25 protein-coding genes are annotated in these 26,871 nt (G+C 73.0%); 17 read left to right on the forward strand and 8 right to left on the reverse strand.

Annotation, left to right across the window (positions count from 1 at the left end; translation table 11 throughout):
- Positions 1–54 precede the first annotated feature (54 nt).
- From QQZ14_RS12915 to QQZ14_RS12925, 3 genes are read right to left on the reverse strand one after another with little or no spacing between them, the layout of a single operon-like run.
- Positions 55–1,488, reverse strand: coding sequence for a DUF1116 domain-containing protein (locus tag QQZ14_RS12915; protein ID WP_284534731.1), 1,434 nt, complete (start codon positions 1,486–1,488; stop codon positions 55–57).
- A complete protein-coding gene (locus QQZ14_RS12920) occupies positions 1,485–2,894 on the reverse strand; it encodes an FdrA family protein (RefSeq protein ID WP_284534732.1) in 1,410 nt (469 codons plus the stop codon). The genes QQZ14_RS12915 and QQZ14_RS12920 overlap by 4 nt, the downstream gene beginning before the upstream one ends.
- Complete coding sequence (locus QQZ14_RS12925) at positions 2,891–3,547, reverse strand: DUF2877 domain-containing protein (RefSeq protein WP_284534733.1); 657 nt, start codon at positions 3,545–3,547, stop codon at positions 2,891–2,893. The genes QQZ14_RS12920 and QQZ14_RS12925 overlap by 4 nt, the downstream gene beginning before the upstream one ends.
- A gap of 75 nt (positions 3,548–3,622) precedes the next feature.
- Here QQZ14_RS12925 and QQZ14_RS12930 point away from each other — a divergent pair, with 75 nt between their 5' ends.
- From QQZ14_RS12930 to QQZ14_RS12995, 15 genes are all read left to right on the forward strand, one after another.
- Complete coding sequence (locus tag QQZ14_RS12930; RefSeq protein WP_284534734.1) at positions 3,623–4,924, forward strand: PucR family transcriptional regulator; 1,302 nt, start codon at positions 3,623–3,625, stop codon at positions 4,922–4,924.
- 184 nt (positions 4,925–5,108) lie between these two features.
- A complete protein-coding gene (locus tag QQZ14_RS12935) occupies positions 5,109–6,566 on the forward strand; it encodes a uracil-xanthine permease family protein (RefSeq protein ID WP_284534735.1) in 1,458 nt (485 codons plus the stop codon).
- 15 nt (positions 6,567–6,581) lie between these two features.
- The gene (locus tag QQZ14_RS12940) at positions 6,582–7,430 is read left to right on the forward strand and encodes an FAD binding domain-containing protein (protein ID WP_284534736.1); all 849 of its coding nucleotides are present in this window, start codon (positions 6,582–6,584) and stop codon (positions 7,428–7,430) included.
- Positions 7,427–7,915 (forward strand): (2Fe-2S)-binding protein, encoded by a 489-nt coding sequence (locus tag QQZ14_RS12945; protein ID WP_284534737.1) that lies wholly within the window; start codon positions 7,427–7,429, stop codon positions 7,913–7,915. Before QQZ14_RS12940 ends, QQZ14_RS12945 begins: the two co-directional genes overlap by 4 nt.
- Positions 7,912–10,305, forward strand: a complete 2,394-nt coding sequence (cutA, locus tag QQZ14_RS12950; RefSeq protein WP_284534738.1) for an aerobic carbon-monoxide dehydrogenase large subunit — start codon at positions 7,912–7,914, stop codon at positions 10,303–10,305. Before QQZ14_RS12945 ends, cutA begins: the two co-directional genes overlap by 4 nt.
- Complete coding sequence (locus tag QQZ14_RS12955; RefSeq protein ID WP_284534739.1) at positions 10,302–10,928, forward strand: SRPBCC family protein; 627 nt, start codon at positions 10,302–10,304, stop codon at positions 10,926–10,928. The genes cutA and QQZ14_RS12955 overlap by 4 nt, the downstream gene beginning before the upstream one ends.
- Before the next feature lie 124 nt (positions 10,929–11,052).
- A complete protein-coding gene (locus QQZ14_RS12960) occupies positions 11,053–12,447 on the forward strand; it encodes an amidase (protein ID WP_284534740.1) in 1,395 nt (464 codons plus the stop codon).
- A gap of 1,510 nt (positions 12,448–13,957) precedes the next feature.
- Positions 13,958–14,347, forward strand: a complete 390-nt coding sequence (locus QQZ14_RS25410; RefSeq protein WP_446740494.1) for an ice-binding family protein — start codon at positions 13,958–13,960, stop codon at positions 14,345–14,347.
- Positions 14,284–14,946: a lysophospholipid acyltransferase family protein gene (locus tag QQZ14_RS12965; protein WP_284535138.1), complete on the forward strand. Its 663-nt coding sequence runs from the start codon at positions 14,284–14,286 to the stop codon at positions 14,944–14,946. Before QQZ14_RS25410 ends, QQZ14_RS12965 begins: the two co-directional genes overlap by 64 nt.
- Before the next feature lie 140 nt (positions 14,947–15,086).
- On the forward strand, positions 15,087–17,204 hold the full coding sequence (locus QQZ14_RS12970) for a hydantoinase/oxoprolinase family protein (RefSeq protein ID WP_284534741.1): 2,118 nt from the start codon (positions 15,087–15,089) through the stop codon (positions 17,202–17,204).
- Positions 17,201–19,123, forward strand: a complete 1,923-nt coding sequence (locus QQZ14_RS12975; protein ID WP_284534742.1) for a hydantoinase B/oxoprolinase family protein — start codon at positions 17,201–17,203, stop codon at positions 19,121–19,123. The genes QQZ14_RS12970 and QQZ14_RS12975 overlap by 4 nt, the downstream gene beginning before the upstream one ends.
- Positions 19,124–19,241: 118 nt before the next feature.
- The gene (locus QQZ14_RS12980) at positions 19,242–19,781 is read left to right on the forward strand and encodes an NmrA family NAD(P)-binding protein (protein WP_284534743.1); all 540 of its coding nucleotides are present in this window, start codon (positions 19,242–19,244) and stop codon (positions 19,779–19,781) included.
- Between the two features lie 84 nt (positions 19,782–19,865).
- On the forward strand, positions 19,866–20,993 hold the full coding sequence (locus QQZ14_RS12985; protein ID WP_284534744.1) for an ABC transporter permease: 1,128 nt from the start codon (positions 19,866–19,868) through the stop codon (positions 20,991–20,993).
- Positions 20,990–21,685, forward strand: coding sequence for an ABC transporter ATP-binding protein (locus QQZ14_RS12990; RefSeq protein ID WP_284534745.1), 696 nt, complete (start codon positions 20,990–20,992; stop codon positions 21,683–21,685). The genes QQZ14_RS12985 and QQZ14_RS12990 overlap by 4 nt, the downstream gene beginning before the upstream one ends.
- Before the next feature lie 28 nt (positions 21,686–21,713).
- Entirely contained in the window at positions 21,714–22,289 is a 576-nt protein-coding gene (locus QQZ14_RS12995; protein WP_284534746.1) for a TetR/AcrR family transcriptional regulator, read from the forward strand.
- A 9-nt stretch (positions 22,290–22,298) separates the two neighbouring features.
- On the opposite strand, the gene QQZ14_RS13000 is transcribed toward QQZ14_RS12995, so the two are convergent.
- The 3 genes from QQZ14_RS13000 to QQZ14_RS13010 all read right to left on the reverse strand — a co-directional run bounded on the left by QQZ14_RS13000 (position 22,299) and on the right by QQZ14_RS13010 (position 23,928).
- Positions 22,299–22,994 carry a TIGR00266 family protein gene (locus QQZ14_RS13000; protein ID WP_284534747.1) on the reverse strand — a complete coding sequence of 232 codons (696 nt, stop codon included), beginning with the start codon at positions 22,992–22,994 and terminating at the stop codon, positions 22,299–22,301.
- 87 nt (positions 22,995–23,081) lie between these two features.
- A complete protein-coding gene (locus QQZ14_RS13005; protein ID WP_284534748.1) occupies positions 23,082–23,480 on the reverse strand; it encodes a DUF805 domain-containing protein in 399 nt (132 codons plus the stop codon).
- 55 nt (positions 23,481–23,535) lie between these two features.
- Positions 23,536–23,928, reverse strand: a complete 393-nt coding sequence (locus QQZ14_RS13010; RefSeq protein ID WP_284534749.1) for a DUF805 domain-containing protein — start codon at positions 23,926–23,928, stop codon at positions 23,536–23,538.
- A gap of 70 nt (positions 23,929–23,998) precedes the next feature.
- On the opposite strand from QQZ14_RS13010, the gene QQZ14_RS13015 reads away from it, so the two are divergent.
- Both QQZ14_RS13015 and QQZ14_RS13020 read left to right on the forward strand, forming a co-directional pair.
- Entirely contained in the window at positions 23,999–24,424 is a 426-nt protein-coding gene (locus QQZ14_RS13015) for a cupin domain-containing protein (RefSeq protein WP_284534750.1), read from the forward strand.
- Entirely contained in the window at positions 24,417–25,166 is a 750-nt protein-coding gene (locus QQZ14_RS13020) for an SDR family oxidoreductase (RefSeq protein WP_284534751.1), read from the forward strand. Before QQZ14_RS13015 ends, QQZ14_RS13020 begins: the two co-directional genes overlap by 8 nt.
- A 6-nt stretch (positions 25,167–25,172) precedes the next feature.
- On the opposite strand, the gene QQZ14_RS13025 is transcribed toward QQZ14_RS13020, so the two are convergent.
- Complete coding sequence (locus QQZ14_RS13025; protein WP_284534752.1) at positions 25,173–25,835, reverse strand: response regulator; 663 nt, start codon at positions 25,833–25,835, stop codon at positions 25,173–25,175.
- On the reverse strand, positions 25,832–26,776 hold the full coding sequence (locus QQZ14_RS13030; RefSeq protein WP_284534753.1) for a sensor histidine kinase: 945 nt from the start codon (positions 26,774–26,776) through the stop codon (positions 25,832–25,834). Before QQZ14_RS13030 ends, QQZ14_RS13025 begins: the two co-directional genes overlap by 4 nt.
- Positions 26,777–26,871 lie beyond the last annotated feature (95 nt).

Genomic DNA, 26,871 nt, shown 5'->3' on the forward strand with positions numbered 1-26,871 from the left:
GACGGTAGTCCCTGACGAAAGGGCCCCGGATCGAGCCCGGGGAGGGCCCATTCGTCAGGGAGTACGCCCCCGGGCGAGCTCGGCCAGCCGGGCCAGCGCCTTCGGGAAGATCTCGGCCGGGGGCGTGACGAGCCCGGCGCCGACCTGCCCGACCCCGGCCTGCTTGCCGGCCATGCCGGTGTTGATCTGCGGGAGGATGCCCGTGCGGCACACCCGGGTCACGTCGATGCCGCTCGGGGTGCCCTGGAACTCCAGCACCGGCACCGACCAGCGCGGGTTCTCGCCGAGCGTGATCTCGTGCATCCGGCGGGTGGTCGCGAGCGCGTCGGGCACCGAGCCGCCGACGAACCGGACGATCGCGGGGGCGGTGGCCATCGCGAAGCCGCCGATGCCCGCGGTCTCGGTGATCGCGGAGTCGCCGATGTCGGGGTTCGCGTCGTCGGGACCGTAGTCGCCGAGGTACAGCCCGTCGGCCAGGAGCGCGGGGCCGGTGAACCACTCGTCGCCGGTGCCGGCCACCTGGATGCCGAAGTCGGTGCCGTTGCGGGCCATCGCCACGACCATCGTCGAGCCCTCGATGCCGCGGGCCGCGTCGAGCGCGAGCTTGCACGCCGGCATCGCGAGGTTGAGGAAGAAGTGATCGTTGCCGCCGATGAAGCGCAGCGACTCGGCCACGTCCGCGGGGTCGACCCCACCCGTGTCGATCGTGGTGACCATCGCGGGGGAGAGGTCGCGCAGCAGCATCAGCGTGCCGGCCCGGTTGCGGTTGTGGGCCTCGTCGCCCATCTGCAGCATCTGGGTGAGGATGCCGGTCACGTCGACCGGCCCCGCGTCCGAGTCGCGCACCGCCCGCACCGCGCGCTGGAGCAGCGGGCCGAGCACGTCGCCCATCCAGCGCAGCCGGGTGAGCACCTCGGGCCCGTAGGCGCCGTACCGCAGCACCTTGCCGAGGCCCTCGTTGAGCGAGCAGTGGGTACGCCGGCCGGTGGCCGCGTCCTCGAGCACGAACATCCACATGCTCGGCGTCACCACCCCGGCCATCGGGCCGACCGTGCCCCGGTGGTGGCACGGCTCGAGCGAGACGCTCGCGCCCGACTCGAACAGCGCGACCGCGTCCTCCGGGTCGTCGACGAGTCCCTCGAGCGCGGCGCCGCCCATGAGCGCCCCGCGCAGCGGCCCGGACGCGCGGGACCAGGCGATCGGCGGCCCCGCGTGCAGGAACTCACCGGGCTGCAGCCCGAGCGCCTCCGACGCGGGGAGCACGTCGACGAGCGTGGCCGTGACGCCGAGCATCGCGGCCAGCGCGCGCTCGTTGGCCGCGCGCCGCAGCGGATCCGCGGCGACGGTGGCCAGGTCGGCGGCGGTGCCGTCCATCGGCGGGCGCCAGTCGACGCGGGTCACCGGCACGGCCTGGTCGGCCACGGCGTCGGCGAGCAGGTCGGCGCCGACGTTCACGACGGCGTGCGGGGTGGTCTGCTGGCTGGTCACCGGGTCCCTCCCAGGAGCTCGATCGCGCGCCGGGTCGCGCCGGCGTTGGACAGGTGCACCTCGGCGCCGGCCTCGACGAGGGCGCGGACCTGTCGGTCGCGGCCCTGCGGGTCGCCGTCCGTGCCGACGACCGCGACCACGACCGGCTGCTCGACCCGGGCGATCGCCGGGGCCAGCGATGCGGCGGGATCGGGCTCGGCGCCGTGGCCGAGCACCACGTCGAGCAGCAGTACGCCGGTGGCCGGGTGCGCCGCGGCCCGGGCGAGGTGCTCGAGCCGGATCGACGGGTCGATCATCGGGTGCGCCCGGCCGGTTGTGTATTCGTCGTCGCCGAAGTCCACGAACGTGTGGCCGCCGTCGGCGCCGAGCGCCTCGGTAGCGATCAGCTCGGCCTCGCTGGCCAGCGTGCCGCCGACGAACAGCCCGCGGAGCACGGTCCCGTCGACCCGCCCGAAACTTTCGGGCGGGTCAACGGGCCAGGACGGGACCTCGCGGCCGAGCCGGCGCAGCACGGACTCGGCGGCGGCGGTGAGGTCGGGCCGGCCCGGTCCGAGGAGCGCGAGCTCGACCGGGGTCGAGAGCCCACCGGCGTACGCCTCGATCTCGGCGGTGACGTCGGGCGCCGGCGGCTTGGAGACCAGCACGATCAGCTCCACGCCGGGGTCCTCGTCGAGGCGGCGCAGCGCCTCGCGGGTCGCCAGGCCGCGCACGTCGGCGGAGAGGTCCCGGCCGCCGACACCGAGGGCCGAGGTGACGCCGACGCCCGCGTGGGCGAGCAGCGCCAGCAGCTGCTGGCAGCCGGTGCCGGAGGCGGCGACGATGCCGACCGGGCCGGGCGGGACGACGTTGGCGAACCCGAGGCCGAGGCCGCCGACCACCGCGGTGCCGCAGTCGGGGCCCATCACCAGCACGCCGCGCTCCGCGGCCGCCCGCTTGAGGGCGAGCTCCTGCTCGAGCGGCACGTTGTCGCTGAACACCATCACGTCGCGGCCCGCGTCGACGGCGTCCATCGCCTCGACGAACGCGTGCTCGCCCGGCACCGAGACCACGGCGACCGCGTCGGGGGCACGCCGCAGTGCGGCCGCGGTCGTGCGGGGCGCCGCGATCGCGGTCGCGCCCTCCTCGCGCCGGTTGGCGTCGCGCAGGGCGTGGTCGACGCCCGCGAGAGCGGGCGCCAGCGCATCGGGGCCGGCCAGCCGGAGGGCGACGACGAGGTCGTTGGGGCCCGCCTGCGCGGGCACCTCGAAGCCCATCTCGGTGAGCACGTCGACGTTGAGCGGGGTAGCCATCGCGACCTGGGCGGCCAGCACCCCGTCGAGGCCCTGCACGACGCGGCTGACCTGCAGGAGCGTGACCGAGTCGGCGTACGCGCCCGGCCTCAGCTCGACGTGGGAGTAGGTGCTCATGCGGCGGCGCCTTCCAGGTGGTCGAGGGCGAGGCGGGCGCCGTGCAGCAGCCCGCGTCCGGAAGTGTGCCCGACCGCCGCCAGGGTCGCGGCGCGGGCGGGGTCGTCGGGGGCGACCAGCCAGGCCGCGAACTCGGGGATGACCTCGCCTTGCATCGCGCAGTCCAGCAGCGTGGCCGACAGCAGCGTGGTGCGGTGGAGGTGGCGGCGGACCTCCGCGTCGACGTCGTCGGTCGCGACACCGGCGGCGCGGTGCACCGCCAGCCAGCCGCACAGCACGTCGTCGTCGTACGGCGTGAGCCCGTCGCCCCGGCCGACCATCGCGGTGACGTCGCCCGGCGGCGCGGCTGGGGTGGGCACCGCCGCCCGGACCCGGGGGACCTGCACGTCGACGAGCCGGCCGACCTCGAGCGGCGTGCCGTCCAGGTGCAGAACCCCGCCGCGGACCTCCGCGGTCGCGGCCCCCGGCACCCGGTCGGCGCCGGTGCGCAGCGCGCACGGCACCGCGGTCGCCCGGACGCCGACGACGCCGAGGCACCAGCCGTCCAGGTCGAGGTAGACCGCGTCGCGGCCGCGGTGCACGACCGGCACCGGCCCGTCGGCCGCCGCCCGCAGGCGCGCACCGACCCGGACGGGCGCGCTGACGGGGATCACCTACCCGACGCTAGTCCGGGCGATTACGGTTTGCCGATGTGAGGTTGTGCCAACGGCCGGGGCGAGGGAGTGCAAGTGTTGATAGGCAGTGAGCGCGAGGAGCTCGCGAGCGCCGCGCTGGCGAAGGTCGACGCGCTGCACACCGGCCTGACCCAGATCGTGCTCGAGGGCGGCAACCTCGACGGGATCGCGGCCGAGGTCGCCCGGGTGCTCGGCGTCGGGGTGGCCTTCACCTCCAGCGACGGCCGCGAGCGCGCCTCGGCGCTGCCGGAGGACCTGCGCTCGGCGCTGGAGTCCCACGGCCTCGTCGACCCGACCGGCCGGCTCCGGGTCGAGCGGATGGAGGGCGACGGGGTGGCCGTCGAGGCCGGCGAGGCGCGCTGCCTGCGGGTGGCCGCCGGCGGCACGGACCTGGCCCGGCTGGTGTGCCTGCGCGCGGGGGAGCCGTTGAGCTCCGACGACGTGCACGCGCTCGAGCGGGCTGCGGCGGTGGCGGCGCTGCTGATCACCCGTGAGGAGGCCGTCACCGCGGTCGAGAACAAGTACCAGGGCGACTTCCTGCGCGACCTGCTGATGCGCCGCGCCACGGGTCTGGCCAACGACCAGGCCTACGTCGCCGAGCACGCCGCGACCTTCGGCTGGGACCTCGAGCGGCCCGTGGTCGTGGTGGCCGCGGAGCTCGACCCGACGGTCGAGCCGTCGATCGAGCAGGAGCCGGTGACGAGCGCCCAGCGCCGCCAGTGGCAGGAGCGGTTCTCCGCCGCGTGGCGTCAGGTCAGCACCACGCTCGGCGCCGGGATCCCGAGCGTCGACTTCTCCTCCGAGGTCGTGACCCTGCTGCCGCTGACCGAGGGCGACGACGAGCCGGTCGCCGGCCACGGCGTCGTACGCCGGGCGGTCACCGCCGTCGCCGGTGACAAGGGCGGCGGCCGGCGCGCGTTCTCGGTCGGCGTCAGCCGGGTGGCGCACACCCTGGAGGAGCTGCCGGGCGCCTACGCCCAGGCGCGGCGGGCCGTGGAGGTCGGGCGCCGGGTGCGCGGCGGCGGGTCGACGACGTTCTTCGACCAGCTCGGCCTGCACCGGCTGATCGCGCTGATCCCCGAGGAGGAGAGCGGCGAGCTCCGCTCGTTCGTGCGCGACGTGCTGGGGCCGCTGGCCGAGCCGACCACCGAGGCCGCCGACCTGCGCGACACCCTGCAGGTGCTGCTCGACACGAACTTCAACGTCGCGGAGGCCGCCCGGCTGCAGTTCTTCCACTACAACACGATGCGCTACCGGGTCTCCAAGCTGGAGCGGCTGCTCGGCCCGCTCTCGACCGACCCGCACCTGCGCCTCGACGTCGCGGTGGCGCTGCGGGTGCTCGAGATCACGGGCTGATCGCACCCGGGACACGTCTCGGACACGGCTCGGTCTCGGGGTCGGAGGCATCCCGCCGCGCCCACAACAGGTGCCAGCCCCGTCGGCGTTCCTTCGGCATCTGTCGCCGTCGTGGGTGTGTCATGTGCATCACTAGTTTGTGACCACTCGGGGCCCGGTCACCACGGCAGAAGGGTGCTTTGACATGTCGATGTTCAAGTGGGATCTGGTCGATCCCAGACCCGGTGAGGCGGTCGCACCCCACCAGCGGCTCGCCTGGGGCAAGACGGTGGGTCTCGGCGCCCAGCACGTCGTGGCGATGTTCGGGGCGACGTTCGTCTTCCCGATCGTCATGGGCCTGAACGCCAACCTGGCGATCATGATGAGCGGCATCGCGACGATCTGCTTCCTGCTGATCGTCGGTGGCAAGGTCCCGAGCTACCTCGGCACCTCTGCCTCCTTCGTCGGCGGTGCGACAGCGATCTACACGTACTCCGGCGACGGTGGCCCGGGCGGCCCCGCGGACGTCACCGGCGCGATCCTGGTGGCGGGCGTGATCCTGGCCCTGGTCGGCGTCGCCATCCACTACCTCGGCGCGAACGCGGTCAACGCCGTGCTCCCGCCGGTCGTGACGGGTGCCGTGGTGATGCTGATCGGCTTCAACCTGGCTCCGGTCGCCACGAAGACCTACATGCCGTCAGACCCCTGGGTCGCGATCATCACGATGACCGGGGTCATCCTCATGGCCGTGGGCTTCCGCGGCTTCATCGGCCGCATCGCGATCTTCCTCGGCCTGATCTTCGGCTACCTGGTCTCCTGGCTGTTCGACGGCGTCTTCGGCAAGACCTCGCTCCCGTTGCCGAGCAACGCCGAGCCCGGGCCGCACCACCGTGTCGACTGGAGCGCGGTCAAGGACGCCGACTGGTTCGGTTTCCCCAAGCACACCGCGGACGGCCTTGTCGGCAACCAGACGCTCGCCAACAACCTCGACGCGGTCGGCTGGCACGCCCCGGCGTTCTCGATCACGTTCGTCCTCCTGGTCCTCCCTGCGGTGATCGCACTGATCGCCGAGAACGTCGGGCACGTCAAGGCCGTCTCGGAGATGACCGGTGCCGACCTCGACCCGGTGATGGGCCGCGCGGTCGCCGCCGACGGAGTCGGCACCGTCCTCGCCAGCGCCGTGGGTGGCTCGCCCACGACGACGTACGCCGAGAACATCGGCGTCATGGCCGCGACGCGGGTCTACTCGACCGCGGCGTACTTCGTGGCCGCCGTCGTCGCGATCCTGCTCGGACTGATCCCGAAGTTCGGTGCGATCGTGAACGCGACGCCGCCGGCGGTCCTCGGCGGCATCACGCTCGTCCTCTACGGCATGATCGGCCTGCTCGGGGCCAAGATCTGGAAGGAGAACGGGGTCAACTTCGCGAACCCCGTGAATCTGGTGCCGGTCGCAGCCGGGATCATCCTCGCCATCGGCAGCGCGGATCTGAAGTTCACCGACGACTTCATCCTCTCCGGCATTGCGCTCGGCACTCTCGTCGTCGTGTTGGGCTACCACCTCGCCCGGCTCGTCGCACCGGCCAGCGATGAGGGCGCGATCATCGTGACCCGCGAGGGCGCGGATGCCGAGGACCACGCCGCGCCGCACGACCACAAGCACTGACGAACAAAGGTTGCCGTGAAGCCAGCACCGTTCGCGTACCGCCGCCCTGGGACGCTCGCCGAAGCAGTGTCGGCCCTGGCCGGCGAGCCCGACGCGAAGGTGCTGGCCGGCGGCCAGAGCCTGGTCCCACTGCTGTCGATGCGCCTCGCCTCGCCGGCGATGCTCGTCGACATCAACGGGATCCCGGACCTCGACGCCATCGTCGTCAACGACGCCGGCGATGCGGTCGAGGGAGACGACGGCGGCGTCCGGGTGGGTGCACTCGCCCGGCACGCCGCCGTCCTCGCCTCTCCCGAGGTACGCCGGGTGCAGCCGCTCGTCCCGATGGCGCTGCAGCACGTCGCGCACGCGACGATCCGCAACCGCGGCACCACGGTCGGGTCGATCGTGCACGCCGATGCGGCGGCCGAGATGCCGGTCGTGCTCGCCCTGCTCGGCGGCTCGGTCGAGGTCGAGGGGCCGGGCGGGCGGCGGACGATCCCGGCCGAGGAGCTGTTCCTCGGCCCGCTGCAGTCCTCGGTGGCGCACGACGAGATCGCGGTGTCGGCGTACGTCCCGGGGCTCGCGGCGGGCGCCGGGGTCGCCTTCGACGAGATCGCCCGCCGGCACGGCGACTACGCGCTGGTCGGGGCGGCGGCGCTCGTCGAGGGCGACCGCGTCCGGGTCGGCTACCTCTCCGTCGGTGACGTGCCGACGGTGGTCGACCTGTCCGGCGTGGCCGACGACGAGCTCGGCGAGGCCGCGCTCGCCCACCTCGACCCCCCGGACGACATCCACGCGACGGCGGCCTACCGCGCCCAGCTGGTGCGGGTGCTGACCACCCGGGTGGTTCGATCGGCACGAGACATGGCGGAGGGCCTGTGAGCGAGGAGCTGCACGACGTACGCCTGACGGTGAACGGCGCCACCCACGAGATCCGGGTGCCGGCTCGCCGGCTGCTGTCCGACGCGCTGCGCCACGACCTGGGCCTGACCGGCACGCACGTCGGCTGCGAGCACGGTGTCTGCGGCGCCTGCACGATCCTCGTCGACGGCGCGCCGATGCGCTCCTGCCTGATGTTCGCGGTCTCGGCGGCCGGCCACGAGCTGACGACGGTCGAGGGCCTGGCCGACCCGGACGGCTCGCTCGGGCCGGTGCAGCAGGCGTTCCTGGAGTGCCACGGCCTGCAGTGCGGGTTCTGCACCCCGGGCTTCCTCACCACGATCACGGCCGGGTTGCGCGACAACCCCACGCCCACGCACGAGGAGGCCCGCGACATGATCGCCGGCAACCTGTGCCGGTGCACGGGCTACCAGAACATCGTGAAGGCCGTGGAGCGCGCCGCCGAGATCGGAGCGGAGCGCGCATGACCACCAAGCTGATGGGCCAGAAGGTCCAGCGGGTCGAGGACCAGCGCTTCCTGCGCGGGCAAGGCCGGTACGTCGACGACGTGGCCGTCGAGAGGGACCTGCTGCACGCGGCGGTGCTGCGCTCGCCGCACGCGCACGCGCGGATCGTCGACATCGACGTGGCCGACGTGCTCGACGTCGAAGGCGTGCACGCGGTGTGGACCTACGAGGACCTCACCGGCCCGATGAGCGAGCCACTCCCGCTGCTGATCCCACACCCGGACCTGACCCACGGGCGCACGCAGTACGCCCTGGCGAAGGACGAGGTCAACTACGTCGGCGAGGCGATCGCGTTCGTGGTCGCCGACGACCGCTACGTCGCCGAGGACGCCGTCGACCGGATCCGGGTGCGCTACGAGCCGCTGCCGCCGGTGGTCGGCATCGACGCCGCGCGGGCCGCCGACCGGCTGGTGCACGACGACGTGCCCGGCAACATCGGCGCGCGCATGGAGCAGAGCGTCGGCGACGCCCCGGCCGCGATCAAGGCCGCGCCCCACACGCTCACACTGGACCTGACCGTCGAGCGCAGTGCCTGTACGCCGCTCGAGGGGCGGGGGACGGTCGCGCGCTGGGACCCCGACCTCAACCGGCTGCAGGTGTGGACCTCGACGCAGAGCTCCACCGGCGTCCGGGCCGTGGTCGCGGTCAAGCTCGGGCTCGACCTCGGCCAGGTCGACGTGATCACCCCCGACGTCGGCGGGGGCTTCGGCGTGAAGATCAACCACCCGTGGCCCGAGGAGCTGCTGGTGCCGCTCGCGGCCCGCGCACTCGGCCGCACGGTGAAGTTCACCGAGGACCGCCGCGAGCACTTCATCTCCTCCGCCCACGAGCGCGGCCAGGTCCACCACATCGAGGTCGGGTTCGACGACGACGGCCGGCTGCTCGGGCTCGACGTGGAGTTCTGGCACGACCACGGCGCGTACACGCCGTACGGCCTGATCGTCCCGATCATCACCTCCACCCAGCTGCTCGGGCCGTACAAGCCGCAGAACTACCGGGTGGTCTTCGAGTCGCTCTACACCAACACCGTGATGGTCACGCCCTACCGCGGCGCGGGCCGGCCGCAGGGCTGCTACGCGATGGAGCGCACCATGGACGCGATCGCGTCGTACCTCGGCAAGGACCGCACCGAGGTGCGGTCGGTGAACTTCATCCAGCCCGACGAGTTCCCCTTCGACCAGGGCCTGATCTTCCAGGACGGCCGCGAGCTGGAGTACGACTCCGGCGACTACCCGGCCTCGCTGGAGAAGATCAAGGCGCTCGTCGGCTGGGACGAGTTCCCGGCGTTCCAGGCCGAGATGGCCGCCCAGGGCCGGCACGTCGGCATCGGGCTGGCCTGCTACGTCGAGGGGACCGGCGTCGGTCCCTACGAGGGCGCCCACGTGCACATCGAGACCAGCGGCAAGGTCAAGGTCGCCACCGGTCTCACCACCCAGGGCCAGGGCCACCAGACGGTGTTCGCTCAGCTGGTCGCCGACGAGCTCGGGTGTTCGTTCGAGGACGTCGAGGTCGTCACCGGCGACACCCGCCGGATGCCGTACGCCGTCGGCACGTTCGCCTCCCGCGCCGCGGTGATGAGCGGCTCGGCGATCCACCTCGCCGCCAAGCGGGCCAAGGAGAAGGTGCTCAAGATCGCCGCGGACGCGCTCGAGGCCGCGCCCGAGGACCTCGAGATCGTCGACGGGGTCGTGTCGGTCAAGGGCTCGCCCGGGTCGTCGATCGACCTCGGCACGGTCTCGGTGCTGTCCAACCCGCTGCGCTACGCCTTCGACGAGGCGTCCAAGGCCGCGACCCAGTTCTCGGTCGGCGACCCCGGCAAGCCGCCGGTGCCCGAGGACGAGGAGCCGGGCCTGGAGGGCAAGGACTTCTACTCCCCGGAGCGGGCGACGTTCGCCTCCGGCATGCACGCGGTGATCGTCGAGACCGACCCGGAGACCGCGGAGATCCGGATCCTGAAGTACGCCGTGGTCCACGACTGCGGCCACCTGATCAACCCGATGATCGTCGAGGGCCAGATCCACGGCGGCGTCGCCCAGGGCGTGGGGGGAGCGCTCTACGAGCGGATGGCGTACGACGAGTCCGGGCAGCTGCTCAACGCGTCGTTCATGGACTTCCTGATGCCCTACGTCACCGAGGTGCCCGACGGCATCGACATCGACCACCTCGAGACGCCCTCCCCGCTCAACCCGCTCGGCATCAAGGGCGCCGGCGAGGCCGGCGTGATCCCGTCCGCCGCGGTGTTCGCCGCCGCGATCGAGGACGCCGAGCGGGTCGGCCGTCCGGAGTTCACCGTCACCGCGATGCCGATCTCGCCCTCCGAGCTGTTCGCCCTGCGACAGGAGCACTCATGAAGATCACCGGGTCCGACGTCATCCCCTTCCCGGTCACCCAGGTCTGGGACTCGCTGCTCGACCCGCAGGTGCTGGTCGCCACCATCCCCGGCTGCGAGCGCCTGGAGACCACCGGTGAGCACACCTACGACATGACGGTCACGGCCGGCGTCGCCGCGATCAAGGGCACGTACGCCGGCAGCTGCGCGCTCTCCGACCTCGTCGAGCACGAGTCGCTGGTGATGCGGCTGCAGGGCGCCGGGGCGCCCGGCACCATCGACGCGACCGTCCAGGTCTACTTCACCGAGCCGGAGCCGGGCCACACGCGCATCGACTACGACGCGGACGCCGTCGTGGGCGGCATGGTCGGCGGGGTCGGGCAACGGATGCTCACCTCGGTGTCCAAGCGGATGGCGGCGGAGTTCTTCGGCAACGTCGGCGCCGCGATCGCGTCGCCGTCGCTCGCCGTGGCCGCCCCGGTCGGAGCCATGCCGCCGGGCGAGCGCTCGGGCATGCCGCAGGTGTACACCGCGCCCGCCCGGCCCGGTCTCGCTCCGTCGCCGGACTTCGCCAAGGGCATCGCCGTCGGCGCCGGCCTGGTGCTGCTCGGCGTGCTGGCGGGCTCGCTGCGGCGGCGTCGGTGAGCGGTCCGGTCGGGCGGAGGATCCCCGGTACACCGGGGAAACTGGCGCTTCTCGGGGGTTGCAACGGCCGACAAGCGCAAGAAGCCCCCGACCAGTACCCGGCACGGCGCCGAGGACAGGGCCGATGAGCGGCCTCTCGGTGGAGTCCACGGCCCGCGACCAGGCGGCTGCGGTCCGCGCCCGGGAGATCTCCGCCCGCGAGCTGCTCGACCTCCACCTGGCCCGGATCGCGGAGCGCAACCCGCAGCTCAACGCGATCGTCTCGCTCGACGAGGGGCGCGCCCGCGAGGGCGCCGCGGACGCCGACCAGGCGCTCGCGCATGGCCACGAGGTCGGTCCCCTGCACGGTCTGCCGTTCGCGTTCAAGGACACCCACGCGGTCGCCGGGTGGCGGACGACGTACGGCTCCCCGCTGTTCGCCGACCACGTGCCCGACGCCGACGAGCTGATCGTCGAGCGCGTACGCCGCGCTGGCGTGGTCGTGATCGGCAAGACCAACGTGCCCGAGTTCGCCGCCGGGTCGCACACGTTCAACCCGGTCTTCGGCACCACCCTCAACCCCGTGGACCCCACCCGTTCGGCCGGTGGGTCGAGCGGGGGAGCGGCGTGCGCGCTCGCATCCGGCATGGTGCCGCTCGCCGACGGCTCCGACATGGGCGGGTCGCTGCGCAACCCCGCGTCGTTCTGCGGGGTCGTCGGCCTGCGGCCCTCGCTCGGGCGGGTGCCGGAGTGGCCGCTGTACAACCAGTGGGAGACCACCTCGGTCGGCGGCCCGATGGCGCGCACCGTCGGCGACGTCGCGCTGCTGCTGTCCGTGCTCGCCGGGCCCGACCCCCGCGCGCCGCAGGCCCTCGGCGACCCCGGTACGGCGTTCGCCCCGCCGCTCGCCGGCTCGCTGGCCGGGCTGCGGGTCGCGGTGTCGGTCGACCTGGGCGGCGCGTTCGAGGTCGACCACGAGGTCGCCGCGGTCGTCGAGTCCTCGGCCGTCTCGTTCGCCGCGGCCGGCGCGACGGTCACCGGCGACCACCCCGACCTCCACGAGGCCGACGACACCTTCCGCACGCTGCGCGCCTGGCACCTGCACGCCAAACTCGGCCCCCTCCTCGCGGCGCACCCCGGCGAGCTCAAGCAGTCGCTCGCCGACAACATCCGTCTCGGCGAGCACCTCACCGGCGCCGACGTGGCCCGGGCCTACACCCGGCGCACCGCGCTCTCGGAGCGGATGCGGGAGTTCTTCGGCCCCGGCGGCCACGACCTGCTCGTCCTCCCGGTCTCTCAGGTGCCGCCGTTCCCGGCCGACCAGGAGTACCCGCACCAGATCAACGGCCGGCCGATGGAGACCTACCTGGACTGGATGCGGGCGGCGTACCTGATCACGGTCACCGGCTGCCCGGCGATCTCGGTCCCGTTCGGCCACACCGCCGACGGGCTGCCGGTCGGGCTGCAGCTGGTCGCGGCCCACGGACGCGACCGGTTCCTGCTCGAGGTCGCCGCGGCGCTCGAGGCCCGCGGCGCCTGACCCGGTCTGGACCACTCCCGGACGATATCCACAGGCCGGGGGAAAACCTGTGGGTTTCGGGCCCCTTGCCTGTGGACGGCCGGGACCGAACCTGTGGACGGACCAGGGACCTTCGGTAGAACCGCGGGTATGTTCCGCCGGCCTCTTGCGCGGGGGTCCGCGGCGGGCATAGAACTCTCTCACGCCCTCCGGCAACGGGGAGCGGGACAGCTCGAAGACGAGGGTCCACACGACGCGAGGCGGCTTGCCGGCTCGCGGCGCAGCGGCTGGGTGACGCGGTCGCTGGGACCGGAGTGGAAGAGCTGCCGACCGGGAGCGTCATCGGTACCGGTCACCCGAAGGCCCCTTGCGACTCATACTCGCGAGGGGCCTTCACCCATTTCCCGACCTGCTGCCCGCAAGCCGTGCGCCGCCCGCAACCACGACGTCGTAGCACCGAGCCAAGAGCGATCCCGCGGCCAGCGTGGCGGCGAAGCCGACGCGCCAGACGCGGCCTCTCGGCTGTGGGAATCCAGGCCACTTCTGTGGATGACCGAGCCCCCATCTGTGGAGGACCAGGGCAGTTCCGGTGGAACCAGCAGAATGTTGCGCGAATCCCTTGCGCGGTGTGGTCGCGCGGGCATAGAACTCTCTCACGCACTCCCGCAAGGGAGAGCGGGACAGCTCGGAGACGAGGGTCCACACGGTGCCGCACCAGCTTGCTGGGGCAGCGCCGCGGCGGCTGGGTGACGAGGCCGCTGGGACCGGAGTGGAAGGGCTGCCGATCGGGAGCGTCACCAGTACCGATCACCCGAAGGGCTCCTTGCGACTCATACTCGCGAGGGGCCCTTCACCTATTTCGGCCGCCGACTCCGCGCCCGCCGGGCGAGCGGACGCGCCGGCTCGGCGGTCACCCCGCGTGCCGGTGCGCCGACTCGCGGTCGGCCGGATCCCGCTCAGCTGTGGGGATCTGGGCCATTTCTGTGGATGACCGAGCCCCCATCTGTGGAGGACCAGGGCAGTTCCGGTGGAACCAGCAGAATGTTGCGCGAATCCCTTGCGCGGTGTGGTCGCGCGGGCATAGAACTCTCTCACGCACTCCCGCAAGGGAGAGCGGGACAGCTCGGAGACGAGGGTCCACACGGTGCCGCACCAGCTTGCTGGGGCAGCGCCGCGGCGGCTGGGTGACGAGGCCGCTGGGACCGGAGTGGAAGGGCTGCCGATCGGGAGCGTCACCAGTACCGATCACCCGAAGGGCCCTTGGAACTCATACTTTCGAGGGCCCTTCACCTATTTCACCGCATCATTCCGGTGTGTTCCGGCTCACGACGTGTACCGTCGGGGAGACCCGGACCTTGTAGACATGTGACTCCTTGGTGTGACCGCCGCTCCGGCAACCTGCTCGGAGCAGCCATGTCCCTCGTTCGTCCTTGCCGTCCCCACCACGGCCTTCGCCCTCGTGCTCGCCCTGCCCGGCGCCGCCCTCGCGGCGCAGGCTCCCATCGGCCTCGGCACCGCCACGTCGTACGCCGTGCTCGCCGGCACCACCGTCACCAACACCGGCCCGAGCGTCATCTCGGGTGACGTGGGCGTCAGCCCCGGCGCCGCCGTGACCGGGTTCCCGCCCGGCCAGGTCAACGCCGGTCACGTGCGGCGGGGAGTACGACGCGGACCGGGGCGGCTACCAGGCCAACGTCGTGGTCAACGCCCGCCTGGTCTCCCGGACGGCGTGATCGGGCGGGGGAGCGATGCGCCTCGCCATCCCCGTGACCGTGCTCGCACTCGTCACCGCCGATCTCCTGACCGTGGACCCGGGTCGGCGGACCGGCCGGTAACCGGGAGACTGGTCGGGTGGCTATGTACACCGTCCTGCACACGGTCGTCCCGCCCGTCGCCAAGGCGGTCTGGCGGCCGCGGGTGATCGGCCTGGAGAACGTCCCCCGCACCGGTCCGGTCATCCTGGCGAGCAACCACCTCAGCTTCGCGGACTCGCTGGTGATCCCGATCGTGGCCCCGCGCAAGGTGGCGTTCCTGGCGAAGTCGGACTACTTCGCCGGCGGCGGCCTCAAGGGCACGCTGCAGAAGGCGTGGTTCGAGGGGATGGGCATGCTCCCGGTCGACCGCGACAACACCTTGGCCGCGCTGGCCAGCCTCGACACGGCGCTGGAGGTGCTGAGCCGCGGCGAGGCGTTCGGCATCTACCCCGAGGGCACCCGCTCGCGCGACGGCCGGCTCTACCGCGGTCGCACCGGCGTGGCCCACCTCGCGCTGACGGCCGGCGCGCCCGTCGTACCCGTCGGCCTCACCGGCACCGAGCGGCTCCAGCCCGTCGGCTCGCGGCTGCCGCGGATCGTGCCGGTCACGGTGCGGTTCGGCGCCCCGATCCACGTCACCGGGAGGTACGACGGCGTCCCGGCCGGCCGGGCCCGCCGCGAGGTCACCGACGAGATCATGACGGCGATCCAGGCGCTGACCGGCCAGGAGGAGGCCGGCGTCTACAACGCTCGTCCTGAGGAGTGAGCGAAGCGAACGTCTCGAAGGCAACGGGCCCCGATGCCTGAGCTCGTGTCGGACCCGCTGGCAGAGGTTGCCGGAGAACAGTCGTCCCGTCGGCAACCTCTGCCGTGGTCGGGCCACCCGGTGACCGGTTGAATCGAACGGTGACCAGGCGCATCCGGATCGGCATCGACACCGGCGGGACGTTCACCGACGTCGTCGCCTTCGACGAGGAGTCGGGGGAGGTCGTCACTACCAAGACGCCGTCCACGCCGGGCAACCCGGCCGACGGGTTCCTCGCCGGCATCGACAAGGTGCTGGGCCTGCTCGGCGCGACCGGCGCCGACATCGACGCGGTCAGCCACGGCACGACCGTCGCCACCAACCAGCTGCTCGAGGGCAAGGTCGACCGGCTCGGGTTCGTCACCACCGAGGGCTACGAGGCGATGCTCGAGATCGCCCGCCAGTCGGTGCCCGACGGCTACGGCAACTCCTACTTCTGGGTGAAGCCCGAGCGGATCGTGCCGCGCCACCTCGTCCAGGGCGTCGGCGGCCGGCTCGACTTCACCGGGTCCGAGGTCCGGCCCTTCGACGAGGACGGCGCCCGCGCGGTCGCCCGCTGGTTCCGGGACCAGGGCGTGAACACGCTGGGGGTCTGCTTCCTGCACGCCTACGCCAACCCCGAGCACGAGGAGCGGATGCGGGCGGTGCTCGCCGAGGAGCACCCCGACGCCGTGGTGTCGCTGTCGAGCGAGGTGCTGCGCGAGTACCGCGAGTACGAGCGGGCGATGACCACGCTCGTCGACGCGGCCGTCAAGCCGCGGCTCTCGGCGTACGTCTCCAACATCAAGACCCGCCTTGGCGGCTACGTCCGCGCAGGCGCTCTCGGGGGGGACACGGGGGGCGGAGCTCCCCGTGCGATCCCGTTCTACGTGATGAAGTCCAACGGCGGTGTGCTCTCGGCCGACGAGGTCGTCCACCAGCCGATCACGACCGTGCTGTCCGGTCCGGCGGCCGGTGCCCTCGGTGCCGCGCTGATCGCGGAGGTCGCCGGCTTCGACCGGGTGCTCACCTCCGACGGAGGCGGTACGTCGACCGACGTCAGCGTGGTGATCGACGGCGAGCCGACGCTGACCACCGAGGGGTCGGTCGGGGCGTTCCCGTCCAAGATCCCGATGATCGACGTGGTCACCGTCGGGGCCGGCGGCGGCTCCATCGCCTGGCTCTCGCCCGAGGGCACGCTCAAGGTCGGCCCGCAGTCGGCCGGCGCCGACCCGGGCCCGATCTGCTACGGCAAGGGCGGCACCGAGGTCACGATCACCGACGCCCACGTGTTCCTCGGCCGGATCCCGCCGCACCTGCTCGGCGGCGAGATCCCGCTCGACGTCGACGCCGCGCGGGCCGGGGTCGAGGCGCTGGCCGGCAAGCTCGGCCTCGGCCCCGAGGCGTGCGCCACCGGCATCCTCGAGATCTCCGCCTGGAACCAGGCCAACGCGCTGCGCCAGGTCACCGTCAAGCGCGGACTCGACGTACGCGACTTCACGCTGGTCACGTTCGGTGGCTCCGGGTCGCTGCTGCTGTGCCGGCTGATGGACGTGCTCGGCATCCCCACCGTGCTGGTGCCGCCCAACCCCGGCAACGTCTCGGCGTTCGGGCTGCTCACCGTCGACGTGAAGAACGACTACGTGCGCACCCACGTGACCCTTGCCGACCACCTCGACGCCGCCGCGGTCACCGGCATCTACGACGACCTCACCACCCAGGCCGCCGCGGCGCTCGCGAAGGAGGGCTTCGCGCCCGAGCAGCACCAGTTCGCCCGCACCGCCGACCTGCGCTACTTCGGCCAGGCCTTCGAGGTGCGGGTGCCGGTCGCGCCCGGCCCGCTCGACCCGGCCGCGGTCGCCGCGGCCTTCCACGCCGAGCACAAGGCGCTCTACGGCTACGACTTCTCCACCGACCCCACCCAGCAGGTCGAGTGGGTCAACCTCCGGGTCTCCGGCGTCGGGCCGATCCAGCGACCCGAGATCAAGAGGCACGACGGCGAGGGTGGTTTCGAGGCTCGCTCCGCTCGCACCTCAACCACCGTGCGCGCGGTGTGCTTCGAGGCCGGGAAGGGGTACGTCGAGACGCCGCTGCACCAGCGCAGGGACCTGCGACCCAGCACGGTGATCACCGGCCCGGCGATCGTCGAGGAGTTCGGCTCGACGGTCCCGATCCACCCCGGTTTCGAGGTCCGCGTCGACGAGTACCTCAACCTGATCGTCACGAGGAGTGAGGCATGAGCAGGCGCGCCCCCACCCAGTTCCCGTTCGGCCACCTGACCGCCGACGCCGGCGCCAGCGCCGACCCGGTGCTCGTCGAGATCGTCCAGGGCTCCCTGGCCAGCGTCGAGATGGAGGTCGAGACCGCCATCGGGCGCACCAGCCGCAGCCCGATGATCCGCGACGCCCACGACTTCCGTGCCGGCATCCACGACCGGCTGCTGCGCAAGCTCACCGGCCGGTCCTACTCCGCCCTGGTGCACCCGGTCGCCCGCGACTTCCCGATCGAGGAGATGCGCGAGGGCGACGTGTTCTTCCACAACGACGTCTACCGCTCCGAGGGCGGCATCGGTCACCTGCCCGACCTGTGCGTGACGGTCCCGGTCTTCGCGGGGCCCGATGGCGAGCGCCGGGTCGTGGCGTTCGTGCAGGCCTTCGGGCACCACGACGACATCGGCGGCGCCGTACCGGGCTCGATGCCCTCGCACGCGACCAGCGTGTTCGAGGAGGGACTGATGGTCCCGCCGATCCGGCTCTGGGACGCCGGCGTGCCCAACCGCGCCGCGCTCAGCATCATGACCCGCAACTCCCGGATGCCCGAGTCGCTGGCCGCCGACCTCGACGCGGAGTGCTCCGCCTGCCTGATGGGCGCGCGCCGGCTCGGCGAGCTCTTCGACCGGTACGGCGTGGACGTGGTCGAGTCCTGCTTCGACGCGATCATCAACCGCACCACCGAGACCTACCGCCGCGAGATCCTCAGCCAGATCCCGGTCGGCAGCTGGGTGTGGGAGGACTACGCCGAGCACGACGGTGTCGACTCCCCGCAGCTGCACACGCAGCGGATCACGCTGACCCGCACCGCGGCCGACGACCCCGACGGTGAGCGGCTGATCCTCGACTTCGACGGCACCGGCCCGCAGGCCAAGGGCCCGATCAACCACTGCGGCGACTACAGCGACGGGGTCTTCCTCAAGAAGTGGCTGGCCCCGATCCTGCGCAACCTCGCCGAGACGCCCGAGAGGATGGCCGAGCTCGACGTCAACGAGGGCATCGTGCCGCTGATCGAGATGCGCTTCCCCGAGCCCGGCACCCTGCTCACCCCGGTCTTCCCGGCGCCCACCAACGCCCGCACGTTCGTGATCCTGCGACTGCTCGGCGTCCTCGCCGGTGTGGTCGCCAAGGCGGTCGACGGCCGGATGCCGGCCGACCAGGAGACGATCCGCTACACCGGCGTGTACGGCGAGGACCTCGACGACCGGCCCTACCTGATGCGCGAGGTGCTCGGCGGGGGGTCCGGCGGCCGCTACTACGCCGACGGCGAGGACACCATCCACGTCGTCCCCGACAGCCGCAACCTGCCGACGGAGTTCACCGAGGCGCGCTTCCCGTTCCGGGTCGAGTCGCTCTCGCTGGCGGTCGACAGCGGGGGAGCGGGGCAGTTCCGCGGCGGCCTGGGCTACGAGAAGCAGATCCGGATGCTCAAGGACGGCCACTTCATGTCGATCGCCGACCGCTCGATCCTGGCCTGCTGGGGCGTCAAGGGCGGCAAGGCCGGCCGACCGTTCCAGGTCACGATCGACCCGGGCGGCCCGCACGAGCGTGAGGTCGACGCGCTCGCCGACGCCGAGCCGGTCCAGGCCGGTGAGGTGATCCGGATCCGCACCACCGGTGGCGGCGGCTGGGGCGACCCGCTGCAACGCGACCCGGCGCTGGTGGTGCGTGACGTCGTGTGGCGCAAGGTCTCCCCGGAGGCCGCACTCGCCGACTACGGCGTGGTGCTCACCGGCTCGCTCGACGACGACACGCTGGCGTACGACGAGGCCGCGACCACCGCCGAGCGGTCCGGCCGGCCCGCGGCGGGCGAGGCGTTCTTCGACCGCGGGCCCGGCTACGCCACGCTCGCCGCGGGTGCGGCGTACGCCGAGGTGGACCTGGTCTGATGCGCGTCGCCGTCGTCGGGGGTCACGGCAAGACCGGCCGCGCCGTGTGCGCGGCCGTCCCCGGCGCGGTCGCCCTCGGCCGCGCCGACTGGCCCGACCTCGCCGGGGCGCTCCACGGGTGCGACGCGGTCTACCTGATCGCCCGAACCTGCACCCCGACGAGCCTGCGTACGTCGCGGAGGCTCTGGCCGCGGCGGCGACCGCCGGCGTCGGGCGGGTCGTCTACCACTCGGTCGCCTCGCCGTACGTCCCCGCGATACCGCACCACCTCGGCAAGGCCCGCGGCGAGGACCTGGTGCGCCGCTCCGGCCTGACCTGGACGATCCTGCAGCCCGGCGCGTACCTGCAGAACCTCGACCTCGGTGGCCCGGTGGTGCGGGTGCCGTACGACGTGGACGCGGAGTTCGGCTTCCTCGACCTCGCCGACCTCGGGCCGGCGGCTGCGCGGGTGCTCGGCGAGGCCGGCCACGAGGGCGCGACGTACGAGCTCGCCTCGCGGCTGGCGACCGTGCGGCAGCTGGCAGGCGAGGCCGGCCTGCCCGCCGAGCGGGTCGAGGACCCCGGCACCCACCCCTGGCTGAGCGCGATGTTCGCCTACTACGACCGCCACGGCCTCCCCGCCGGCACCCTGACCCTGCGCGCGCTGCTCGGCCGCTGAACCCGGACCGAGACCGCCCGACACCCTGTCGGTAAGATGCCGACATGGTGTCGACAAACGTCTGTGCGGACCTGGGAGGCGATCGTGTCCCTCGCCGTCCGTGAGCTCCGCTTCGCCCGCGCCCGGTTCGCCCTGATGGGGGCGGTCGTCGCCCTGATCGCCGTGCTGATGGTGCTGCTCTCCGGGCTGTCGGTCGGCCTGGTCGACGACGGTGTCTCGGGGCTGCAGAAGATGCCGGTGACGTCGTTCGCGTTCGAGAAGGACGTGCCGCACGACACCGCGTTCTCGCGCAGCGTCGTGCCGCTGTCGGCCGTCGACGAGTGGGCCGAGCAGCCGGGCGTCGAGGACGCCGCGCCGTTCGGCAACACCCTCGCCAACGCCCACAGCGACCGGGGCCTGGCCGTCGACCTCGCGCTGTTCGGCGTCGAGCCCGGCTCGTTCGTCGACCCGAAGCCGGTCGAGGGCGAGCCGCTCGGGAGCGACCCGCTCGGCATCGTCGTCAGCCAGACCCTGGTCGACCAGGGCCTGCGGATCGGCGACACCGTGACGATCGACCGGATCGGCACCGAGCTGCACGTCGTCGGCGTGATCGCGGGCCAGCACACCTACGGCCACGTCGACATCGCCTACGTCCCGCTGGAGACCTGGCAGCAGATCAAGGTCGGCGCCCGTCCCGGCGAGCAGATGTCGAGCACCGCGAAGGACGAGGCGACCGCAGTCGCGGTCCGGGCCGACGGCGACGTCGACCTCGCCGCCGGTGACCGGGCGGCCGGCACCGAGTCGCTGACCAAGAAGGAGTCGTACGGCGCCTCGCCCGGCTACACCGCGGAGACCTCGACGCTGCTGCTCATCCAGGTGTTCCTCTACGCGATCTCGGCGCTGGTCGTCGGCGCGTTCTTCACGGTCTGGACGATCCAGCGCCGCCAGGAGATCGCGGTGATGCGGGCGATGGGCGCGCCCACCGGCTACCTGCTGCGCGACAGCCTGCTCCAGTCGCTGCTGCTCCTCGTCGCCTCGGCCGCCGCCGGCGTCGCGGTCGGCGTCGGTGCCGGGGCCCTGATCGACGGGACCTCGATGCCGTTCGCGCTGAGCGCGCCGTCGATCGCGCTCGCCGCCGTGCTGCTCGTCGTGCTCGGGCTCGCCGGCGCCGCCGCGGCGGTGGTCCGCATCGTCCGGGTCGACCCGCTCACCGCCCTGGGAGGCGCCCGATGAACGCTCGCGTGGACCGACCAGAGCCGGGCCTGCTCCTCGAGGACGTCACGCTGCTCCTCGGCGACGGCGACGAGACCGTGCAGGCGCTGGACGCCGTGTCCCTCGCGGTGCTGCCCGGCGAGCTCGTCGCCGTGGTCGGCCCTTCCGGGTCCGGCAAGTCGAGCCTCCTGGCGGTCGCCGGGGCGCTCACCCTGCCGACGTCGGGACGCGTGGTCGTCGACGGCACCGAGACAGCCGCCGCCGGACGCCGCGGCCGGACCCGGCTGCGCCGCGACCACATCGGGTTCGTCTTCCAGTCCGGCAACCTGATCCCCGCGCTCACCGCGGCCGACCAGCTCCGGCTGCCGGGACGGTTCGGCGGGGCCCGTGCCCAGCGGGACCCGGTGGCGCTGCTCGCCGAGGTCGGGATCGAGCACAAGGCCGACCGCCGCCCGCACCAGCTCTCCGGTGGCGAGCGGCAGCGCGTCGGCATCGCGCGCGCCCTGGTCACCGACCCGCGGGTGCTGCTCGTGGACGAGCCGACCGCCGCCCTCGACCGGCAGCGCAGCCAGGACATCGTGGCGCTGCTCGCCCGCGAGACCCGGGCCCACGAGGTCGCGACGGTGATGGTCACCCACGACCACGACGTGCTGCACCACTGCGACCGGGTGTACGAGATGATCGACGGGTCGTTGCACGCGTTCGAGGGCTAGCCCGACCGACAGGGAGAGTGAGGCTGCGGTGCCGAGGATCCAGGCCGCCACCGTCGCCGAGCACCGCGCCCGCCAGCACCGCGCGCTGCTCGACGCCGCGCGCGCCCTGCTGGCCGAGCCCGGCCGGCGCGAGGGGCCCGGCCTCGGCGAGGTCGCGGCCCGCGCCGGGCTGGCGCGCTCGAGCGTCTACCAGTACTTCGGCTCCCGCGACGAGCTCTTCGACGCGCTGGTCGCCGAGCTGCTGCCCGGCTGGGCCGCCCACGTGCAGGAGCGGATGGCGGGGTCGAGCACGCCCGGGGGCAAGGTCCGGGCGTACGTCGAGAGCAACCTCGAGCTGGTCGCCGCCGGCGACCACGCCGTGCTGCGCGGGCTGGCGGCGGTCGCCCCGGCCTCGCTCGCGCACTCCAGCGCGGTGTTGCACGAGCAGCTGCGCCAGCCGCTGGAGCGCGCCCTCGCCGAGGCCGGCGAGGACGACCCGTCCGGCATGTCCGAGCTCGTGCACGCCGTCGTCCTCACCGCCTCGCGGCTGGTCGAGGAGGGCCGCCCGCTCGACGAGGTCACCCGGCTGTGCGAGCGGCTGCTCGCGGCGTACCTCGACCAGTGACCTCGGGTCTCAGGAGAACAGGCTGTCTCCGCCGCTCTTCTGGGTCGGCAGCTTCGGCACCAGCCAGCCCAGGAACGCGTCCTGGCTGCGGGTCTGGAGGTAGATCCGGCCCGGGCCGGTGAGGTCGCAGACCAGCCCCTCGCCGGAGAAGAACGTCGACTTCCAGTTGCCGACCTTACGGATGTTGTACTGGACGCCGTCGGTCCAGGCAACCATGTGGCCGGTGTCGACGGTGTAGGTCTGGCCCGGCTGCAGGTCGATCGCGTGGATAGCGCCGTAGCTGGAGAGCACCAGCTCGCCCTGACCCTCGATGCGGAGCATGAACAGGCCCTCGCTGGAGAAGAACGTCTTGCCGCCGCCCCACTTGGTGTCGACCTGGATGTGCGACGAGGCGGCGAGGAACGACCCGGACTGCACGTAGAGCACGCCGTTGAGCGGCCACGCGACGACGTCACCCGGCAGCGCGGGGGCGACGTACAGCTCGGCGCCGTCGGCCTGGGCGGTGAACGTGTTCATGAAGAACGACTCGCCGCCGAGCACCGAGCGCTTGAGGCCCTTGAGCACTCCGCCCTGGGTGGAGGTCTCCATGGAGATGCCGGGGGACATCGCGAGCATCGCCCCGGACTCGGCGCGCACGGCCTCGCCGGCGGCGAGGGTGAGCTTGGCGGTCGCGTAGGCGGGGCTGTACATGACTTCGGTCTGCATCGGACTACTTCCTCTACTGTCCCGAGCCGGGTCGGCCTGTCGCGGCCGAGCGTAGTGCTCGCGATCGAGACGAGGGCGGTGTTCGCGCTAGCGACCGGCGCCGGTCTGGAGGGGCGGCTCGCCGTACCGGTTCGGGTGCGGCTGGCTCGGCAGGCAGAAGAACACGATCAGCACCAGGATGCCCAGGCACGGGACGAGCAGCAGCAGCAGCCACCAGGCCGGGCGTCCGGTGTCGTGGAGCCGGCGCGCGCCCACGCTGAGGTTGGGGACGACCAGCGCCAGGGTCACGAGGATGCCGACGAGCCCCTGGTCGCCGGTGAGCGGTGTGCTCGTCACGTCGGTGCCGGCCAGGCCGTCGACGATCGAGGCCATGAGCGAGGCGGCGACGTTGAACACGAAGAACCACCAGAACTCCGGGCGCCCGGCGCGGCCCGAGAAGTCGGCGTACTTGCCGAGGCAGGTCGAGACGGCGTCGGAGAAGCTCACGGCCCCATCCTCGTGGATCGGGCGCGCTGCCGCCGAGGCGGCCCGGACAGAACGGCTAGCGGCCCGGTCCCCAGTCCAGCCGCTCGCCGTACTTGTTCGCGTGCGCGTCGCCGCGGGTGAGGCAGAAGACGAGCATCACGACCAGGCCCAGGCACGGCACCAGCACGATCAGCACCCACCAGCCGCTCCTGCCGATGTCGTGCAGTCGGCGCACGTTGACCGCGAGGCCCGGGAGGAACAGCGCCAGGGAGGTCAGGACCTGGAAGACCCCGCTGGACTCCCACACCCCTGAGTCGAAGTCGAGCCCGAGGATCGCGTCGAGGAGGGCGGCCGCGAACGAGACGAGGAAGGTGAAGAGGAAGAACCACCAGAACTCCGAGCGCCCGGCTCGGCCGGAGAGCTCGGCGTACTTGCGCAGGCAGGTCCTGACGGACTCGGAGAAGGTCACGCAGGCATCCTTCACCCGGAGCGCCCCGCCGTGAAACCGGTCTATCCGCTGTCCTGACAGACTCGGACCCATGGCCCGCTCCCCGCTCGCCGCGTCGATGATCCGATCCCTCGACCTGCAGCCGCACCCCGAGGGTGGGTGGTACCGCCAGACCTGGGCGGCCCCCGAGAACGTCACGCTGCCCGACGGCCGGGTCCGGCCGACGGCCACGCTGATCTACTTCCTGCTGCCCGCCGGGGAGTCCTCGGCCTGGCACCGGGTCGCGTCCGACGAGGTGTGGCTGGCCCACCACGGCACGGTCGCGCTCGAGCTGGGCGGCGTGGGCGCCGTACCCGTCCTCGAGACGACCGTGGTCGTCGACCGGGACGCACCGCAGGCCGTGGTCGCCTCCGGCACCTGGCAGCGCACGGTCCCGTCCGGGGAGGACGCGCTGGTCAGCTGCCTGGTCTCGCCGGGCTTCGACTTCGACGACTTCGAGCTGGCCACCGATGGCTGACCGGCCGGTCACGCTGGTCACCGGCGGCACCCGCGGCATCGGCGCGGCCACCGCGCTGCGGCTCGCCCGGGACGGCCACGACCTCGTGCTCGGCTACGCCCGCGACGACCGCGCGGCCGAGGAGGCCCGGCTGGCGGCCGAGGACGCGGGCGCCCGGTGCGCCGTGGTCCGCGCCGACCTCACCGAGCCCGACGGGGTCGAGGAGCTGTTCGCCCGCGCCGCCGCGCACGGGCGGCTCACCGGGGTCGTCAACAACGCCGGCGCGACCCTGCACATCGGGCCGCTCGCCGAGACCCCGGTCGCGGTCGTGCAGGCGACCGTCGACCTCAACCTCACCGCCGCCCTGCTGGTGGCCCGCGCGGCGGTGCGCGCGCTCGGCACGTCGTACGGCGGCCCCGGCGGCGTGCTCGTCAACGTCAGCTCGGGGGCGGCGACGCTCGGCGCACCGGGTGAGTACGTGCAGTACGCCGCCGCCAAGGCCGGGGTGGACGCGCTGACGATCGGCCTCGCGCAGGAGGTCGCCGGCGAGGGCATCCGGGTCGTCGGCGTGGCCCCGGGGATCGTGCGCACGGGCATCCACGCCGACGCCGGGGAGCCCGGTCGGCTGGAGCGGGTCGGGCCGCTGGTGCCGCTGGGCCGTCCGGGAGAGCCCGGCGAGGTCGCCGACGCGATCGCGTGGCTGATGAGCGTCGAGGCCTCGTACGTCACCGGCACCACGCTGCGGGTGGCCGGCGGGCGCTGACCGGGCTCAGGGCTCGATCAGCCCCGCCCGGATCGCGTAGCGGGTCAGCTGGGTGCGGTCGCGCATGCCCAGCTTGGCGAGGATGTTGGCCCGGTGCCGCTCGACGGTCTTGACGCTGATCGTCAGGGCTGCGGCGATCTCCTTCGACGAGCTGCCCTCGGCGATCAGCTTGAGCACCTCGTCCTCGCGCTCGGTGAGGACGGTCTCGGGGACCCGCTCGCCGCGCCGCATCCGGTCCAGGTAGTCGCGCACCAGCGGGCTCATCGCGCCCGGGTAGACGAACGCCTCGCCGCGCAGCGCCGCGCGGCAGGCGCCGACCAGGTCCTCGTCGGCGGCCGACTTGAGCACGTAGCCGCTCGCGCCGACCTTGAGCGACTCGAAGAAGTACTGCTCGTTGTCGTGCATCGACAGCATCAGCATCCGGGGCGGGTCGCCGTGGGAGGTGCGCCGGGTGATCTCGCGGGCCGCCTGCAGCCCCGTCATCCGGGGCATCGCGATGTCGAGCACCACGAGGTCGAGGTCGAGGGAGCGCACCAGCTGGACCGCCTCGGCGCCGTCGGCGGCCTCCGCGACCACCGTGAGGTCGGGCTCCTGGTCGAGGATCAGGCGCACGCCGCGCCGCACCAGCGCGTGGTCGTCGGCGAGCAGGATCCGGGCGGGGGTGCTCACGAGGCCGTCACCGGCACCTCGAGGCGCACGGTGGTCCCCGACGGGTCGCTGGTGACCGTGAGCTCGCCGGACGCGAGCCGGGCGCGCTCGCGCATGCCGCGCAGGCCCGCCCCCTCACGGCGTACGTCGAAGCCGTGGCCGTCGTCGGCCACGACGAGCGCGACCCGGTCGCCGACGCGGGTCAGGGACAGCTCCACGGAGGTGGCTCCCGCGTGCCGGGCGGCGTTGGTCAGGGCCTCCTGGGCGACCCGGTAGAGCACCAGCTCGGTGTCGGGCGGCAGCGGCGGCAGGCCCGGGGTCACGACCCGGCGGACCTGGGCGCCGCTGTGCTGCGCGAAGTCGGTGGTCAACGAGGCGAGGGCGCTCGCCAGCCCCAGGTCCTCGAGCACCCCCGGCCGCAGCTGGCGCGCGACCCGGCGTACGTCGTCGAGGCCCTCGCGGGTGGTCTCGCGTAGCAGGGCGAGGTCGGCCGCCAGCTCGGCGGGGGCCCGCTGCTCGGCCCGCTTGAGCCCCAGCAGCACGACCGTGAGCCGCTGCCCGACCTCGTCGTGCAGCTCCTGGGCGATGCGGTGCCGTTCGGCCTCCTGGGCGGCGAGCGCCTTGGCGTTGCTCGCGGACCGCTCGTCCTGGAGGCGGTCGACCATCGCGTTGAACCCCGCGACCAGCTGCCGTCCCGGGGCGCTCCGCGGGGTGGCCAGCCGGTCGGTGGGGTGAAGCGGGTCGACCGTGGCCATCTCGCGCACCACCCGGTCGACGGGTCCCAGGCTCGAGCGGAGCAGCAGCGCGTTGACCACCAGCATCGCGAGCAGCCCGACGCCCAGCACGACGACCTCGGACATCACCGGCCGCCGGGAGACGCTGAACGGGCCGAGCACCAGCAGCGCCGCCGCGGCGACGAGCACCGCGCCGTTGATCAGCCCCACCTTCCAGAACAGCCCCACGCCGCCAGCCTGACACGTGCCAGCGCACGGCCGGGCCCGGCGCCCGGCCCGGCGGTCTGCGAGGCGCCGAAGATGGGTGGTAGCACCCATTCGGT

It is taken from the genome of Nocardioides sp. T2.26MG-1 (genome assembly GCF_950101795.1).
Taxonomy (GTDB): Bacteria; Actinomycetota; Actinomycetes; order Propionibacteriales; family Nocardioidaceae; genus Nocardioides.